This is a genomic window from Geodermatophilus sp. SYSU D01105, assembly GCF_054050095.1.
The window spans coordinates 155,142-170,162 of the sequence record NZ_JBJGYR010000005.1; the positions used below are offsets into that span (position 1 = coordinate 155,142).

Below are 15,021 nucleotides of genomic sequence, written 5' to 3' on the forward strand. Positions count from 1 at the left end.
CCCGCGCCGGGCGGCCGACCCCGCAGCGGAGGTGCACCGATGGACGAACAGGACTGGACCGCGGTCGTGGCGGCCGCCATCCGGGCGCCCTCGATCCACAACACCCAGCCCTGGCGCTTCGCCGCCACGCCCGAGCACCTGCAGGTGCACCTGGACCGGGACCGCGCGCTGCCGGTCCTCGACCCGACGGGGCGCCAGCAGGTGATCAGCTGCGGCGTGGCGGTCGAGTTCGCCGCGGTGGCCCTGCGCGCCTCGGGGGTCGAGGCCGAGGTCGAGCTGCTGCCCGACGACGACGACCCCGACCACCTGGCGACGGTGCGGGTGGGGGCCTCCCGCGAGAGGACGGCGGAGGACCGCGCGCTGGCCGAGGCGATCGGCCGGCGGCACACCGAGCGGGCGCCGTTCCTCCCGCGCGCGGTCCCGGCCGACCTGGTCGACCGCATGCAGTCCGACGCCGGCCGGCTCGGGGTGTGGGTCAAGCAGATCACCGAGTCCGAGGAGGAGGTCGCGACCGTCTTCCTCATCTCGCGGGCCGAGGAGATCGAGCAGGGCGACCCCGAGTACGTGGCCGAGCTGGAGCGCTGGGTGCGCACCGACCCCACCGCGCTGGACGGCGTCCCCGTCGACGCCGTCCTGAGCGAGGACCCGGCCACCCGGCCGTCGAACTGGCTGATCCGTGACTTCGTCGTCGGCAGCCGGGGGCGGCACTCGGCGTTCCTGCCGGAGGGCGCGGCCGACGCGCCGCCGCCCGCCGTGGAGCGGCCCACGGTCCTGCTGCTGGGCACCGACAACGACGACCGGACGGCGTGGCTGCTGGCCGGGCAGGCGCTGGGCCGGCTGCTGCTGCTCGCGACCACCGAGGGGGTGGCCGCCTCACCCCTCACCCAGGCGCTGGACTGGCCGTCCACCCGCACCCGGATGCGCGGCCGGCTGTCGCTGGTGGGCCATCCGCAGATGCTCCTGCGCATGGGCTACCCCTCGACCGCGGGCACGGCGCACTCGGGCCGCCGTCCGGTCGAGGACGTGCTGCGCTTCGAGCCGGCGGCCGGCTGACGGGCGACCCCCCGGGGGTCCTCCTTCAGCCGCGGCGGCCGGGCGAGGCCCAGGGGTCGTCGGGGTCGAAGTCGTCGTCGAGGTCGGCTGCGGGCGCCGGCCGGGACGCCTCCGTGCGTGACGCCGCGGCCTCCAGGGCCGCGTCCCGCTGTCGGTCGCGCTCGGCGCGCGCCGCCCGTTCCTGCTCGCGCAGCTCGCGGCGGGAGGGCCTCCCCGCCCGCTCGGCCCGGGGGCGGTCCCGCAGGAGCCAGAGGCCGCCGCCGGCCAGCGCGAGCCCGAGCGGCAGCACGTAGGCGGCGGCCCGCTCGGTGCCCCCCTCGCCGAGGTACTCGGTGATCCCGGCGACGAAGAAGACCGTCATCGCCGTGCCGACCAGGCCGAGCAGGGCCAGCGTCGTCCCCAGGGCCTCCGACCTCGGGCGGACGGCGTAGGCCAGGGCGATGAGCCCGATCCCCCCGCCGACCAGGTACAGCCCGGCCCCGGCCTCGTGCAGGGCCGCCTGGCCGTCCCGGGGGAACACCCCGACGAGGAGCACCCCGACGGCCGCCGCGCCGAGCAGCACCGGCGCCGCCCTGCCCCCCGCGCCGGTCAGCGCCGGGCGCAGCAGCCAGGCGCCCACCCCGATGAGCAGGGCCTGCACGACGAAGGAGGCGTTCATCAGCAGGTGCGCGGGGGACAACGCCGTGCCGAGGTCGCTGATCAGGTCGTCGGCACGCGAGTACCCGGTGGCCTGCAGTTGCACGACCGTCTCGACGACGAAGAACTGGAGGGTCAGCAGCCAGGCGATCGCGCCCCGGCGGTGGCGGGTGGGAGTCACGGAGGCCATGGTCCCAGCCCCGCCCGGGGGTGGACGCCGGGCGGGAGGTGCGCCACGACGGCGGCGAGCTGGCCGGGCGAGAGCCAGGAGGGGTTGCTCCCGGCGGGCATGCGCAGGACCTCGGCGTCGCGGGCGGCGGGGTCGGCGAGCAGGTCGGCCCGCGGCACGGGCACGGCCAGCCGGGCGAGCCGGACGGCGACCACCGGGCCGCCGTCCCGTTCCTCGGGTTCCCCGGTCAGCTCCCCGACGGCGTGCACGCCGGGCTCGGTGCGGCCGCTGACCCACAGCAGGCAGGCCTGGCCGGGGCCCATGAGGTCCAGCCGGTAGGAGCGGCGCAGGCAGCGGGTGAGGGTGCGGCTCGCCCTCGCCCGCCACGACGGGTCGATGGCCGTGGGCGGCCGGGTGGACTTGAGCACCCAGCAGGCGACGTCCCCCGGGACGAGACGGGTCACTGCGTCTCCTTCCCAGGGGACGGCACCCGGCCGGCGATGACCTAGTCCGTGGCGGAGTGCTGCTCCGCGCCGGCCGGGTCGGCGTCGTCGGAGTCGACCAGCTGCCGCTCCTGCTCGGTGCGGTGCTGGAGGGCGTCGTCGTTGGGCCGGTCGTAGCCCCCCGCGTGCTGCTGGCGGTCGCGGGGCGCGGACTCCGTCGTGTCCATGACGTCGTCCAGCGTGGGGCGGTCGGGCTCGCTCATGGGGTTCTCCGCTTCGTCGGGGATGTCGCTCCCCGGAGCCATAGCCAGCCCGCTCCCGCCGTAACCCGTGATCAGCGCTGCTCCAGGAGCGCGGCCGGCACCCAGCCCTCGACCAGGACCGGACCGTGCGGACCGGCCACGGCGTAGGCCACCCGGCCCTGCCAGCCACCCTCCCCCTGCCGCCACTCGACCAGCAGCCCGGGCCACACCCCGGGCGCGCCGGGCGGGTCGTGCACCCAGCAGTGCCGCCCGCGGCCCTCCCCGCGCCCGGGCGTCGCCGAGCGGGACGGCTGCGGCGGGGGGACCCCGGAGGAGGCCGCCCGCTCCCCGAGGGAGCGGCCCGACCGCCCGGGGTGCATGCCGCCAGCCACCCCGGGAGTGTCGCACGAGGTCGAACGCCTGTTCGACAGGAGGCGGCGGCGGGCGCTCCGCGTCGTGCGCGCGGAGCGCCCGCCGTCAGGGGTCAGGACCGGCCGGAGACGGCGTCGCCGAGGGTGCGGGCCACCGTCTGCAGGAGCTGGTGGTCGGGCAGGTCCTCCACCGGGACCGGCAGGGGGAGCGACCAGTTGGGCCGGTCGGTGGTGCCCGGCATGTTGGGGCGGCGCCGCTCGGCGAGGGCGTCGTCCAGGGTGGCCGACAGCAGCAGGGACGGCGCCCTGGCGAGCAGTTCGTGCGCCCGCTTCACCGCGGTCTCGGGCTTGGCGTTCTTCCGGACGCCGGAGAGCTTCTCCAGCAGCGACTCGCGGCCCTGCTCGAGCTCCTCGTCGGTGCCGGTGCCGTGCTCCCGCTGCTCCTCCACGTCTGCCCCGGTCCACAGGCCGGCCACGGTGGGCAGGTCGTGGGTGGTGACGGCGGCCATCGCGGTCTCGGGCCACTGCGCGGGGTCGTCCTCCTCGAACCACAGCAGCCGGTAGCTGAGGATGCCGTGGTCGGCCAGCGCCTCGCGCACGCCCTCCTCGACGGTGCCGAGGTCCTCGCCGACGACGACCGCCTGCGCCCGGGAGCTCTCCAGCGCGACGATGTCGAGCAGGTCCTCGGCCGGGTAGCGCACGTACGCGCCGTCCGCGGGGCTCTCGCCGCGCGGCACCCACCAGAGCCGGAACAGGCCCATGACGTGGTCGATGCGCAGGCCCCCGGCGCCGGCCATCGTGGCGCGGATGGACTGCACGAACGGCTCGTAGTCCGCAGCCCGCAGCCGCCACGGGACCAGCGGGGGCGAGCCCCAGTCCTGGCCCTGCGCGTTGAAGGCGTCCGGCGGCGCGCCCACGGAGGCGCCGTCGGCGAGCACGTCCTGCCAGGTCCAGGCGTCGGCGCCACCACCGGCGACCCCGATGGGCAGGTCCTGGATGACGGTCATGCCCTCGGTCGCCCGCTCCACCTGCAGGTGCAGCGCCCACTGCAGCCAGGCGTGGAAGGCGACGTCCCGCTCGTGCTCGGCCACGAACCGGCCGACGGCCTCGCTGCGGGGGTCACGCAGCTCCTCGGGCCAGGTGTGCCAGTCCCCGCCGTGGACCTCGGCGAGGGCACACCAGGTGGCCCAGTCCTGCAGCTTCTGGCCCTGGTGCCACCACCAGTCGGGGAAGGCGGGGTCGTCGCGGCCGGCGGCGTCGAAGACGCGGCGCAGCGCCTCGCGCTTGCGGGCCCAGATCGCGTCCCGGTCGATGAGGTCGCCGTCACTGAGCGCACGGCCGGCGTCCGCCTCGGCGTCGACCCGGTCGGCGCCGGGCACCTCGTCCACGCGGAGGTAGATCGGGTTGCGGAACCGGCGGGTGGCCGGGAGGTAGGGGCTCGCCTCCTGGCCCGGCGTGGGGGCGACGGCGTGCAGCGGGTTGATCAGGACGAAGCCGGCCCCCTGGCTCGCCGCCATCTCCCGGACGGCGCGCAGGTCGGCGAGGTCGCCGATGCCCCAGCTCGCGCGGCTGCGGGTGGCGTAGAGCTGCACGGCCCAGCCCCAGGCGCGCTCGTCGGGCAGCCAGCAGCGGCCGGGGGAGACGATCAGCCGCCGGCGGTGCCCGCCGGGGACCTGGAGCCAGTGGTAGCCCAGCGGGAAGTCCTCGGGCAGCTCCCCGTCGACGTGCCGGGTGGAGCCGTCCTCGAGGGTCACCTCCGCCTCGTCCACCTCCAGCGCGTCGCCGGGGCGGGCCACGATCGGCGCGCGGTCCTCCAGGTCGGCCGGTGGGGCACCGATCACCTCCCGGAGTCGATCGATCGTGGCCTGGGCGACCTGGTGTTCCTCGTCGAGGGCGTCGAGCCAGCTGGCGTCGATGCCCCACTCGTCCGTCGTCGGCGTGCGCGTCACGTCCCGATACTCCCCAGCGCACCCCCGGCCCACACAGCAGCTGCGGAGTGGTGCCGCTCTCGCTGCGGACCCTCCAGCGACTGGAGGTGCAGGGTGGCGCCATGGACGACGACGCGCTCGCGATCGGCCGGCCGGCCGGCCGGCTCGGTGTCCCGGTGCGCACCGTGCGGTTCTGGTCCGACGAGGGGCTGGTCGACCCGCCGACGCGGTCGGCCGGCGGCTACCGCCTCTACGACGCGGCGGCGGTCGCCCGCCAGGACCTGGTCCGCACGCCGCGGCAGCTGGGGCTGGGCCTGCCGGCGGTCCGGGAGCTGCTGGCCCGGCGCCGGACGGTGGCCGAGGTGGCTGACGAGCACGTGCGCGCGCTGGCCGCCGAGATCCGGCTGCTGCGGCTGCGCCGCACCCTGCCGCGCGTGGTGGCGACGGCGGGGACGACGACGGAGGAGATGAGGATCGTGCACGAGCTGGCGGCGCTCTCGGCCCGGGAGCGGCAGCAGCTGATCGACGACTTCGTGGCGCGGGCGTTCGCTGGCGTGCCCGAGGACGCGCCCGGCGCCGGCATCGCCGCCGGCATGCGGACGCTGCCCGCCGAGCTGCCCGAGGACCCGACGCCGGAGCAGGTGGGTGCGTGGCTGGAGCTGGCGCGGCTGGTGGCCGACCCGGCCTTCGCCGACCGGGTCCGCGAGATGGCGGTGGCGGGGGCGGCGGCCACGCCGGAGGACCCGGACGCGACCGGGGTGGACGCCGCACGGATGGTCTTGCTGGGACGGCGGGCGCTGGCGTCGGACGTGCTGCCCAGGACGCCGGAGGCCGAGGCGCTGGTCGCGGACCTGGCTGTCGGAGGGGCGGCCGACCGTCCCGGGCCGCCGCCAGGAGCTCGCCGACCGGCTGGCGACGTTCACCGACGCCCGCGTCGAGCGCTACTGGCAGCTGCTCGGCGTCCTCAACGGGTGGGCGCGGTTCGAGCCGTCTGTGCCCGCGGTCGAGTGGTGGATCCGCGCCCTCCGCGCGGCGGAGTGACCAGGGTGACGACCTGGCTGCTGGTCCACCCGCCGCTCCTCGGACCGGCAGTGCTCGCGCCGCTGGCTGCGGAGCTGCGCCGGCGAGGAGGGACCCTCGCGGTGCCGGACCTGCGCGCCACGGTGGAGACGGCACCCGGGTGGCCGGAGCGCCGGGTCGCGTCAGCAGCCGAGGCCGGTCCGGCGGACGTCGTCGTCGGGTTCTCCGGGGCGGGGATGGTCCTCACCGCGGTCGCTGCCGCCGCGCGCGCCGTCCGGGCCGTGTGGCTGGACGCCGTGGTGCCCCGGGCCGTCGGGGGAGTGGCCTCCGGAGATCCGGGAGGCGGTGGCGCCCCTGGTGCGCGACGGGCGGATCGCCGACTGGACGACGTGGTGGGGCCCCGACGCGATGACCGGTCTGCTGCCCGACCAGCGGGTGCGGGCCGCGATCCTCGCCGAGGGCCACGAACTGCCGGCCGACTTCTTCGACGTCGCCGTCCCGGTGCTCGACCGGTGGCCGGCAGGGACGTCCGGTACGTGCAGCTCTCGCCGGCGTGCGACCGGGACGCCGCGGCGGCGCGGGCCCGGGGGTGGGACGTGCGGGGCGATGGGAGCGGCGCGCACCTGGACGTGGGGACCGATCCGGCCCGGGTGGCGGACCTGCTCGCGTGACCGGCGGTGGCCGGCCTGCGCTGAGGCAGGGCTCGCGTCGGTGCCGGCCCCTGGCCCGTGCCGAGGTGGCTGCAGGCCTGAGGATTCCGGGCTCCTGCTCGTTCGCGGTCGGTGCTCGTGCGAGAGCTCGCCGGGAGTGCCGGTCCTTGGCCGGCGCTGGGCCTCGGTCGCGGTGGGTTCTTCTGTATCTGTGCTGTTCAGGGGCCTGGAAGTGTCGTACCTGCGGCCTAGGTTCGGGGTGTGTTCGGAGGCAGCGGGTTCGGAGTCGGCCTGATGGTCGCGCTGCTGGAGCCGCCTGCCGGGGTGCCGGTGGATCCGGTACCGGTGCAGCTGTCCGACGCCCTGCCCGTTCATGCGCGCTCGGCGGAGGAGAAGGCGCTGGAGTTGCAGCGGCTGCAGCAGCTCAAGGCGATGCTGGCCGCCTACGAACTCGATCTGATCGCCGGGCTGGCCGCCGACCGCCCCGACACCTACGACCGGAAGCCCGGCCAGCCGGGTGCGGCGGCCGGGGAGCGGGGTGGGCCGGGCCGGCCCGAGGGTGTGTCGGAGTTCTTCGCCGACGAGTTGGCGCTGGTGCTCAACACCTCCCGCGCCGCGGCCAGCACGCTGATCGACCAGGCGGCCGCGCTGACCGAGGTGCTGCCGGCCACCCGCGCCGCACTGGCCGAGGGGCGGCTGGACTGGCCGCGGGCGCGGGCGATCGCCGCGGAGCTGGGCTGGAAGGCCCGGGCCACCGATCCGCGCATCCTGGCCGCGGTGGAGGCCGCGGTGCTGCCGCACGCCGCCGAGCTGTCGGTGCGCCGGCTGAAGGCGGCGGTGGCCGCGGAGTTGGCCGCCCGGGACGCCGCCGCGGCCGACCGCCGTCGGGCCGATGCCGCGCGGGGGGCGAACGTGGCCGTCCGCCCGGTCGGTGACGGGGTCTCGGAGCTGGTGGCCACCATGCCGCACGAGCTGGCCGCGGCCTGCCGGCAGGTGCTCGACGGCGCGGCCCGCGCCGCGCAAAGGCCGGCGACGAGCGGCCGCTGGGGATGCTGCGGGTCGGCGCGCTGGCCGATCTGGTGCTGCGCCCCTGGGAGGACCGCGACCCGGTGGGCGCGCAGCTGACGATCACCGCACCGCTCGATGCGCTCACCCCCGCCCGATCTCCTGCCCACGACGCCTCGGCGGGCTTCGCGGCGCGGGGGTCGGTGCCGGCACGGGTCGGTGAGGTGGACGGGCAGCCGATCACCGCCGCCCACCTGCGCGAGCTGCTCACCCAGCTGGACGCGATCTGCCCCGGCGGCCTGCAGGCACCGGCCGGCGGTTCCCTCACCGTGGCGATCACCGGCCCGGGCGGCGCGCTGCTGGCCACCACCACCCACCGCGAGGCCGAGCGGCTGGCCCGCCGCCGCTGCCCCACCCACCCCGACGCCGACGCCACCACCGGCGATCCCGGCTGCGGATGTCCGGTGCTCGACCGACCGCCGCCGACCGGCGCCTACCCGCCCACCGCCGCCCAGCGGAGGTGGGTGACCACCCGCGACCGCACCTGCCGCCATCCCGGCTGCGCCAACACCGCCGGCTGGGCCGACCTGGACCACGTCCTCCCGCACCCCGCGGCGGCGCAACCGCCTGCGCGAACCTGTGCTGCCTGTGCCGGCGCCACCACCGGCTCAAGACCCACGCCCGCGGCTGGCTCTACGCCCTCACCGCCGAGGGCGTCCTGACCGTCACCACCCCCAGCGGCATCACCCGGACCAGCCGCCCACCCGGCCTGCGACCGGCCCTGCCCCTCACCGGCCCCCGCGTCCTGGCCGGACCCCCACCCCAGCCCCCACCGGCACCCGACCCCACCGACGACCCCCCACCTTTCTGACCCGACGGCGCGACACGTCCACGGCCTCGCGGCGATACCCACGCCGCGAGGCCGGACGGGCGTGGCCGGCCCGGTCGACGAAGAGGAGCGGCACGCCCGACGCCTCGGGCCGGTCCGGTCGAGCGTGCTTGGGTCTCGACGGGAGGCTCGGCATCCACCACCTGCGACCGAGCACGCGCCGCAGGAGGAGGGCGCTGGTAGAGCGCCTGAGCACGGGGGTAGTGGGGCGCGCATGACGGTGATCGGCTTCCACAACTCGCACGAGCAGGTGCACCCCGCGGACCTCCTGCGCGCCGTGCAGCACGCGGAGCAGGTCGGGTTCACCGCCGCGATGTGCTCCGACCACCTCGAGCCGTGGAACGAGCGGCAGGGGCACTCCGGCTTCGCGTGGTCCTGGCTCGGCGCCGCGCTGGCCACCACCGGGTTGCCCTTCGGCGCGGTCAACGCCCCGGGCCAGCGCTACCACCCGGTGATCGTCGCGCAGGCCATCGCCACCCTCGGGGCGATGTTCCCCGGCCGGTTCTGGGTCGCCCTGGGCTCGGGGGAGGCCATGAACGAGCACGTGACCGGGCACGTCTGGCCGCGCAAGGACATCCGGGACGCCCGCCTGCGCGAGTGCGTCGACGTCATCCGCGCGCTGCTGGCGGGGGAGGAGGTCAGCCACGAGGGGCTGGTCACCGTCGACCGGGCCCGCATCTGGACCCTGCCGGAGCAGCAGCCGGCGCTCATCGCGCCCGCCGTGACCGCGGCCACCGCCCGCCGGCACGCGGAGTGGGCCGACGGCCTGGTCACCATCAACCAGCCGCACGACACCCTCCGCGAGGTGATCAGCGAGTACCGCGACGCCGGCGGGCAGGGCACGCTCACCCTCCAGGTCCACGTCAGCTGGGACCCCGACGCCGACCGCGCGGTGGCCATCGCCCACGACCAGTGGCGCAGCAACGTCTTTCCGCCGCCGCTGTGCTGGGACCTCGACACGACCCGCGCCTTCGACCAGGCCAGCGCGCACGTGACCCCGGAGGCGGTCGGACAGGCGGTGCGCATCTCCGCCGACCTGGGGCAGCACGTGGCGTGGCTCCAGGAGTACGTCGAGCTGGGCTTCGACCAGATCTACCTCCACCACGTCGGCAAGGAGCAGATCGGCTTCCTCGACGCCTTCGGCGAGCACGTCCTGCCCCAGCTCGACGTCACCGCCCCCGCCCCAGCGGTGGCCATCGACCCGCCGGGCCCGGCCGAGCCGCTGCGCCCCCACCAGGAGCCGCAACCCGCCGTCCTGCCCTGACCGCCCGGGAGCACGGCCCCCCGATGGACCCGGCCGCGCGGCACACCGACGCCACCGCCACCGCCTGCATCCGCCCGCGCCCCACACGTCGAAGAGGAGGCGGGCCGCGCACACCGTGGTGCGCGGCCACGGCGGGGGGACGGGGCGGCATGACCGAGGTGGACGACGTGATCCGGCGGGTCAACACCGGTGAGGCGATGTCGGCTCCCGAGCTGCGACAGGTGGCCGCGCTGCTGAACCACCACGCGTGGTCCGGCCTCCCGGGGCTCGCCGAGGCCCGCGTGCGCGTGGCAGTCCGGCTGGAGGCGCTCGGCGAGTGAGCACCGGAGCCGCCTGGGGTGCGTCGGCGTGGCCGTGACCGTGCGCCCCCTGACCGACCACGACGTCCCGGCCCTGACCCGGCTGCTCGTCGCCAACCGTGCGTTCCTCGCCCCCACCAGCCCGCCACGCCCCGACGAGTACGGCACGGAGGAGTTCCAGCGCCGGGACACCGCCCGCCTCCTCGAGCAGGCCGAGGCCGGCACCGTCATCCCGGCCGTGATCGTGCTCGACGGCGAGGTCGTCGGCCGGATCTCGGTGACCAACGTCGTCCGCGGGCCCCTGCAGTCCGGCACCCTCGGCTACTGGGTCGCCGAGGAGGTCAACGGGAGGGGCGTCGCCACGGCCGCCGTCGCCGCGATGGTGCGCGTCGCGTTCGGCGAGGCCGGCCTGCACCGGCTGGAGGCCGGCACCCTCGTCGACAACCTCGCCTCCCAGCGGGTCCTCCAGCGCAACGGCTTCGAGCGGTTCGGGCTCGCTCCCCGCTACCTGCGCATCGCCGGGGAGTGGCGCGACCACGTCCTGTTCCAGCTGGTCAACGAGGCCTGGGTCGACCCGGAGGCGGAACTGCGGTAGGGACGCCGGCATGCGGATCACCGACACGAGCGATCTCTGGTGGAAGACCGCCGTCGTCTACTGCCTCGACGTCGAGACCTACCTGGACTGGAACGGCGACGGCTGCGGCGACTTCGCCGGCCTCGCCCAGCGCATCGACCACCTCGCCGACCTCGGCGTGACCTGCCTGTGGCTGATGCCCTTCTACCCGACCGCCGAGCGCGACGACGGCTACGACATCACCGACTTCTACGGCGTGGACCCGCGGCTGGGCACCCACGGCGACCTGGTCGAGGTCATCCGCACGGCCCACGACCGCGGCATGCGGGTGATCGCCGACCTCGTCGTCAACCACACCTCGGTCCGGCACCCGTGGTTCGAGCAGGCCCGGCAGAGCAAGGACTCGCCGTTCCACGAGTTCTACGTCTGGCGGGACGACGAGCCGCCGGACACCTCCGGCCAGGTCGTCTTCCCCGACCAGGAGGACAGCACCTGGACCTTCAACGAGCCGACCGGCGAGTGGTACCAGCACCGCTTCTACAAGGAGCAGCCCGACCTGAACGTGGCCGACCCGCGGGTGCGCGACGAGGTCGCCAAGATCATGGGCTTCTGGCTGCAGCTGGGCCTGTCGGGCTTCCGCGTCGACGCCGTCCCCTTCTTCCTCGAGGTGGAGCCGGACGACGCCGGGGAGCTGCCCGACCCGCACCAGTACCTGCGCGCGCTGCGCTCCTTCCTCGGCCGCCGCACCGGCGACGGGATCCTGCTGGGCGAGGTGAACCTGCCGCACGAGCAGCAGGTGGAGTTCTTCGGCGGCGCCGACGGCGACGAGCTGACCATGCTGTTCGACTTCGTCGGCATGCAGGCGCTCTACCTGTCCCTCGCCCGGGAGGACGCCGGGCCGCTGGCCACCGCGCTCGTCCAGCGGCCCGCGGTCAACCCGGACAGCCAGTGGGCCACCTTCGTGCGCAACCACGACGAGCTGACCCTCGACAAGCTCAGCGACGAGGAGCGCCAGGAGGTCTTCGCCGCGTTCGGGCCCGAGGAACGGATGCAGGTCTACGGCCGCGGCCTGCGCCGCCGCCTCCCGCCGATGCTGGACGGTGACCCGCGGCGGGTCCGCATGGTCTACAGCCTGCTGTTCTCCCTGCCGGGCACCCCGGTCCTCTTCTACGGCGAGGAGATCGGCATGGGGGAGGACCTCGACGCCGAGGGCCGGCTCGCCGTCCGGACGCCGATGCAGTGGACCTCGGGCCCCAACGGCGGCTTCTCGACGGCCGCCCCCGACCGGCTCCCCGGCCCCGTCGTCGACGGGGGCTTCGCCCCGGAGTTCGTCAACGTCGCCGACCAGCGGCACGACCCGGACTCGCTGCTGTCGTTCCTCAAGCTGCTCATCCGGCGGTACCGCGAGTCACCCGAGCTGGGCTGGGGCACCTTCACGGTCCTCGACCAGCCGCACCCGGCGGTGCTGGCCCACCTGTGCAGCTGGGACGACGGCACGCTGGTCGCCGTCCACAACGTCGGGCCCGAGCCGCGGAAGGTCCCCCTGACGCTGGCCGACTGCGGCCCCGACCACCGCCTGGTGGACCTCCTGCAGCCGGGCGAGGAGCGGGTCGGGGAGGACGGCGGGGTGGAGCTGGCCGTCGACGGTTACGGGTACCGCTGGCTGCGCGTGGTCGCGCCGAACAGTCGCCGGCTGGTCTGATCCAGCAGCGGGCCGGCGTCCCGCTCCTCGATCGCGACGGGCGGACGGCCGAGGCCGGCCAGGGCCCCGGCCAGACCCGCGGGCGGGCGGAGGTCGGACAGCCACGCCGGGCCGGTCCCGCTCCAGCGCAGCACCCGTGCGGGCGTCCACGGCGGGGAGAGGACGACGGTCTCCAGGGGGGTGGCCAGCCCCTCGCCGGTGGCCTTGAGGAGGGCCTCCTTGCGGGTCCACCAGGTGGTGAACGCCCGGTGGCGGTAGCCGAGCGGTGCCCGGGCGAGCTCGGCCCGCTCCTCCGGGGCGAGGACGACGCCGGCCAGCTCGTCCAGGTCGGTGCCGGGCCGGACGACCTCCTCGACGTCGATGCCCACCGCGCCGCCGGGGAGCACCGCGACGGCGACGCAGCCGGCCGAGTGCGTCACCGACACGCCGAGGTCCGGGAGGGCCGGCAGCCGCGGCCGACCGTGCGGGCGCCCGCACCCCGGGCACGTGCGGTCGACCACCAGGCCGGCCGGGGACACGCCCAGGGCGGTGCCGAGGACCGCGCGGACCACCGCCGCGGCCATGGTGCTGTGCCGCCGGTCGTCGTCCTCCGCGAGCCGTGCCCGCCGCTCCAGGTCCGCGGGCGCGAGGAGGGCGTCGTGCTGCGGCCGCAGGTCGCCCGTCGACGCCCACCACACCTGGCACACGCCGGGCCGGAGGCCGCCCGCGGCCAGAGCGGCGACCCCCCGGCCCGGCAGTCTCATCCGTACCGACGCAGCTCGGAGAAGAAGTCGTCCACCACCCGCAGCTCGCCGGAGCGTGCGACCTCGTCGTAGACGTGCTTGGCCACGGCGAGGTCGAGCACGCCGAGCCCGAACGGGGAGAAGACCACCGGCCGGTCCGCCGGGATCTCCACCCGCCCCTCCATCACCTCCGCGAGCGTCCCGGCGAGGAAGTCGCGGCTGCCGGTGAGCTGCTCGGTCAGGTGCGGCGAGGTGTCGGCCTTGAGGCAGTGCTCGACGTCGTCGACGACGTTGACCGAGCGCAGCAGGACCTCCGGCGCCAGGTCGCGCAGCGACACGTGCAGCACCAGCGGGCAGTGGTCGAACCAGGACGGGTCGGTGACGTGCGGCTCCCCGGCGATGGTCGCGAACACCACCAGGTCGCTGCCGCGGATGAGCTCCTCGGCGCTGTCGTGGACCGTGACCCGGCCGGGGGTGCCGGCGGCGTCCAGGTAGGCGGTGAACCCGGCGGTGCTGTCGGGGGACAGGTCGAACACGCCGACCTCGTCGAACGACCACCCGGTGCCGGCGAGGAAGGTGTGGATGTAGCGGGCGATCAGCCCCACGCCGAAGAACCCGACGCGGGTCGGCCGGGGCCGGCCGCGGCTGAGCCAGTCCGCGGCCGACGCCGCCGACGCGGCGGTCCGTGTCGCGCTGATGACCGAGGCCTCCATGCACGCGAACGGATAGCCGGTGTCGTGGTCGTTGAGGATCAGCACCGCCGAGGCCCGCGGGATCCCCGCGGCGACGTTCTCCGGGAAGCTCGAGATCCACTTCAGCCCGTCGACGCGGATGTCGCCGCCGATCGAGGCGGGCAGCGCGATGATCCGCGCGCTGGGCCGGTCGGGGAAGCGCAGGAAGTACGACGGCGGGTTGACCGAGTCCCCGGCCCCGTGCAGCCGGTAGGTGGCCTCGACCAGCTCGACGACCTGCTTCTCCCGGCCCTGGAGGACCCCGCTGACCTGGGCCCCCGGCACCACAGCGAACGGGGGGACGGCGGCGGTCACCGGCTGCTCCCGTCGACCTCGGAGCGGCGGATCGGGTCGGCCAGGGCGACGAGGACCTCGCGCGGGCCCTCGTAGGGCTCCCGCCCGTGCGCGGTGCGCACGTTGTCGACCAGCAGCAGGTCCCCGTCCTGCCACGGCTCCCGGACGGCCGCCGCCTCGTACACCTCGTTGAGCAGCGCGACGACGTCCTCACCGATGGGGTCCCCGTTGCCGAAGCGGGTGGTGAACGGCAGCCCGTCCGGACCGTAGAAGTCGACGAGGTACTCGCGGACCTCGGGGGCGAGGGTCCACTCGTTGAGGAAGGCGATCTGGTTGAACCAGCAGCGCCGGCCGGTGACCGGGTGCCGCAGGACGGCGCTGCGCCGCTGCCGGGTGCGCAGGCCGCCGTCGGGCTGCCACTCGAACTCGATGTCCTGCGCGCGGCAGTAGGCCTCCACCGCGGCCCGGTCGTCGGTGCCGAAGGCCTCGGCCACCGAGGCGCCGATCTCGTCGGTGTAGCTGCGCACCAGCAGCCAGCCCTCGCGCTCGAAGCGCGCGACCAGGTCCGCCGGCAGCGCGTCCAGGACCGAGGGCGCGTCGGCCAGGCCGGTGGCCCCGCCCGTGGTCGGGGCGGTCAGGCAGGCGAAGAGCAGCAGGCCGGGGAACTGCTGGGCGTAGCTGAGCTCGTGGTGCATGCACATCTGCTGGTTCGCCGGCCACGGCGTCGCCGAGTACACGCCCCCGGTCGCCGGCTCGCGGGGCGCGAACGCCTCCAGCTCCGGCATCAGGCGGTCGGACAGCCGGTCGGAGACGGCCGCGACCGTGCCGGCGTCGGGCAGCCCGAGCCCGCGGACGAGCAGGGCGCCGTGCTCGGTGACGGCCGCACGCAACGCGTCCCGGTGGGCGGCGACCCAGCCGGCCGGGTTCCCCGCACCGTCGACGTCGAGTTGCGGGGGCCGGCCGGGGCGCTGCACGACGTCGAGCAGCGCGGCCGGGGACAGGGAGGACATCAGGGCTCCTTCGCGTGAG

Annotated in this window: 16 protein-coding genes; 8 read left to right on the plus strand and 8 right to left on the minus strand. The window is 75.8% G+C overall.

The features are described 5' to 3' along the window. Nucleotides 1–39 precede the first annotated feature (39 nt). Nucleotides 40–1,053, plus strand: coding sequence for an Acg family FMN-binding oxidoreductase (locus ACI79I_RS06470; RefSeq protein ID WP_456991468.1), 1,014 nt, complete (start codon nucleotides 40–42; stop codon nucleotides 1,051–1,053). A 25-nt stretch (nucleotides 1,054–1,078) separates the two neighbouring features. Here ACI79I_RS06470 and ACI79I_RS06475 read toward each other — a convergent pair whose 3' ends face one another. From ACI79I_RS06475 to malQ, 5 genes are all read right to left on the minus strand, one after another. Then, nucleotides 1,079–1,879 (minus strand): DUF998 domain-containing protein, encoded by an 801-nt coding sequence (locus tag ACI79I_RS06475; protein WP_456991469.1) that lies wholly within the window; start codon nucleotides 1,877–1,879, stop codon nucleotides 1,079–1,081. Continuing rightward, nucleotides 1,867–2,322: a hypothetical protein gene (locus tag ACI79I_RS06480; RefSeq protein WP_456991471.1), complete on the minus strand. Its 456-nt coding sequence runs from the start codon at nucleotides 2,320–2,322 to the stop codon at nucleotides 1,867–1,869. The genes ACI79I_RS06475 and ACI79I_RS06480 overlap by 13 nt, the downstream gene beginning before the upstream one ends. Nucleotides 2,323–2,363: 41 nt before the next feature. After that, nucleotides 2,364–2,564 (minus strand): hypothetical protein, encoded by a 201-nt coding sequence (locus tag ACI79I_RS06485; RefSeq protein WP_456991472.1) that lies wholly within the window; start codon nucleotides 2,562–2,564, stop codon nucleotides 2,364–2,366. Between the two features lie 71 nt (nucleotides 2,565–2,635). Next, on the minus strand, nucleotides 2,636–2,935 hold the full coding sequence (locus tag ACI79I_RS06490; RefSeq protein ID WP_456991473.1) for a hypothetical protein: 300 nt from the start codon (nucleotides 2,933–2,935) through the stop codon (nucleotides 2,636–2,638). A gap of 92 nt (nucleotides 2,936–3,027) precedes the next feature. After that, nucleotides 3,028–4,863: a 4-alpha-glucanotransferase gene (malQ, locus tag ACI79I_RS06495; RefSeq protein ID WP_456991474.1), complete on the minus strand. Its 1,836-nt coding sequence runs from the start codon at nucleotides 4,861–4,863 to the stop codon at nucleotides 3,028–3,030. 101 nt (nucleotides 4,864–4,964) lie between these two features. Here malQ and ACI79I_RS06500 point away from each other — a divergent pair, with 101 nt between their 5' ends. The 7 genes from ACI79I_RS06500 (at nucleotide 4,965) to ACI79I_RS06530 (ending at nucleotide 12,245) form a co-directional block, all read left to right on the plus strand. Continuing rightward, nucleotides 4,965–6,533: a MerR family transcriptional regulator gene (locus ACI79I_RS06500; RefSeq protein ID WP_456991475.1), complete on the plus strand. Its 1,569-nt coding sequence runs from the start codon at nucleotides 4,965–4,967 to the stop codon at nucleotides 6,531–6,533. A gap of 240 nt (nucleotides 6,534–6,773) precedes the next feature. Continuing rightward, complete coding sequence (locus tag ACI79I_RS06505; RefSeq protein WP_456991476.1) at nucleotides 6,774–7,637, plus strand: DUF222 domain-containing protein; 864 nt, start codon at nucleotides 6,774–6,776, stop codon at nucleotides 7,635–7,637. Continuing rightward, the gene (locus ACI79I_RS06510) at nucleotides 7,622–8,239 is read left to right on the plus strand and encodes a hypothetical protein (protein WP_456991477.1); all 618 of its coding nucleotides are present in this window, start codon (nucleotides 7,622–7,624) and stop codon (nucleotides 8,237–8,239) included. Before ACI79I_RS06505 ends, ACI79I_RS06510 begins: the two co-directional genes overlap by 16 nt. Nucleotides 8,240–8,620: 381 nt before the next feature. Next, the gene (locus ACI79I_RS06515) at nucleotides 8,621–9,670 is read left to right on the plus strand and encodes a TIGR03885 family FMN-dependent LLM class oxidoreductase (protein ID WP_456991478.1); all 1,050 of its coding nucleotides are present in this window, start codon (nucleotides 8,621–8,623) and stop codon (nucleotides 9,668–9,670) included. Between the two features lie 149 nt (nucleotides 9,671–9,819). Beyond that, complete coding sequence (locus ACI79I_RS06520; RefSeq protein ID WP_456991479.1) at nucleotides 9,820–9,990, plus strand: hypothetical protein; 171 nt, start codon at nucleotides 9,820–9,822, stop codon at nucleotides 9,988–9,990. 28 nt (nucleotides 9,991–10,018) lie between these two features. Next, complete coding sequence (locus tag ACI79I_RS06525; RefSeq protein ID WP_456991481.1) at nucleotides 10,019–10,564, plus strand: GNAT family N-acetyltransferase; 546 nt, start codon at nucleotides 10,019–10,021, stop codon at nucleotides 10,562–10,564. A gap of 10 nt (nucleotides 10,565–10,574) precedes the next feature. After that, nucleotides 10,575–12,245, plus strand: a complete 1,671-nt coding sequence (locus ACI79I_RS06530) for an alpha-amylase family protein (RefSeq protein WP_456991482.1) — start codon at nucleotides 10,575–10,577, stop codon at nucleotides 12,243–12,245. Here the strand turns inward: ACI79I_RS06530 and ACI79I_RS06535 are convergent. From ACI79I_RS06535 to ACI79I_RS06545, 3 genes are read right to left on the minus strand one after another with little or no spacing between them, the layout of a single operon-like run. After that, nucleotides 12,191–12,988 carry a 4'-phosphopantetheinyl transferase family protein gene (locus tag ACI79I_RS06535; protein ID WP_456991484.1) on the minus strand — a complete coding sequence of 266 codons (798 nt, stop codon included), beginning with the start codon at nucleotides 12,986–12,988 and terminating at the stop codon, nucleotides 12,191–12,193. The two genes, ACI79I_RS06530 and ACI79I_RS06535, sit on opposite strands and share 55 nt — an antisense overlap. Further along, a complete protein-coding gene (gene sbnB / locus ACI79I_RS06540; protein ID WP_456991485.1) occupies nucleotides 12,985–14,013 on the minus strand; it encodes a 2,3-diaminopropionate biosynthesis protein SbnB in 1,029 nt (342 codons plus the stop codon). Before sbnB ends, ACI79I_RS06535 begins: the two co-directional genes overlap by 4 nt. Next, nucleotides 14,010–15,002, minus strand: a complete 993-nt coding sequence (locus ACI79I_RS06545) for a TauD/TfdA family dioxygenase (RefSeq protein ID WP_456991487.1) — start codon at nucleotides 15,000–15,002, stop codon at nucleotides 14,010–14,012. Before ACI79I_RS06545 ends, sbnB begins: the two co-directional genes overlap by 4 nt. Between the last annotated feature and the right edge of the window lie 19 nt (nucleotides 15,003–15,021).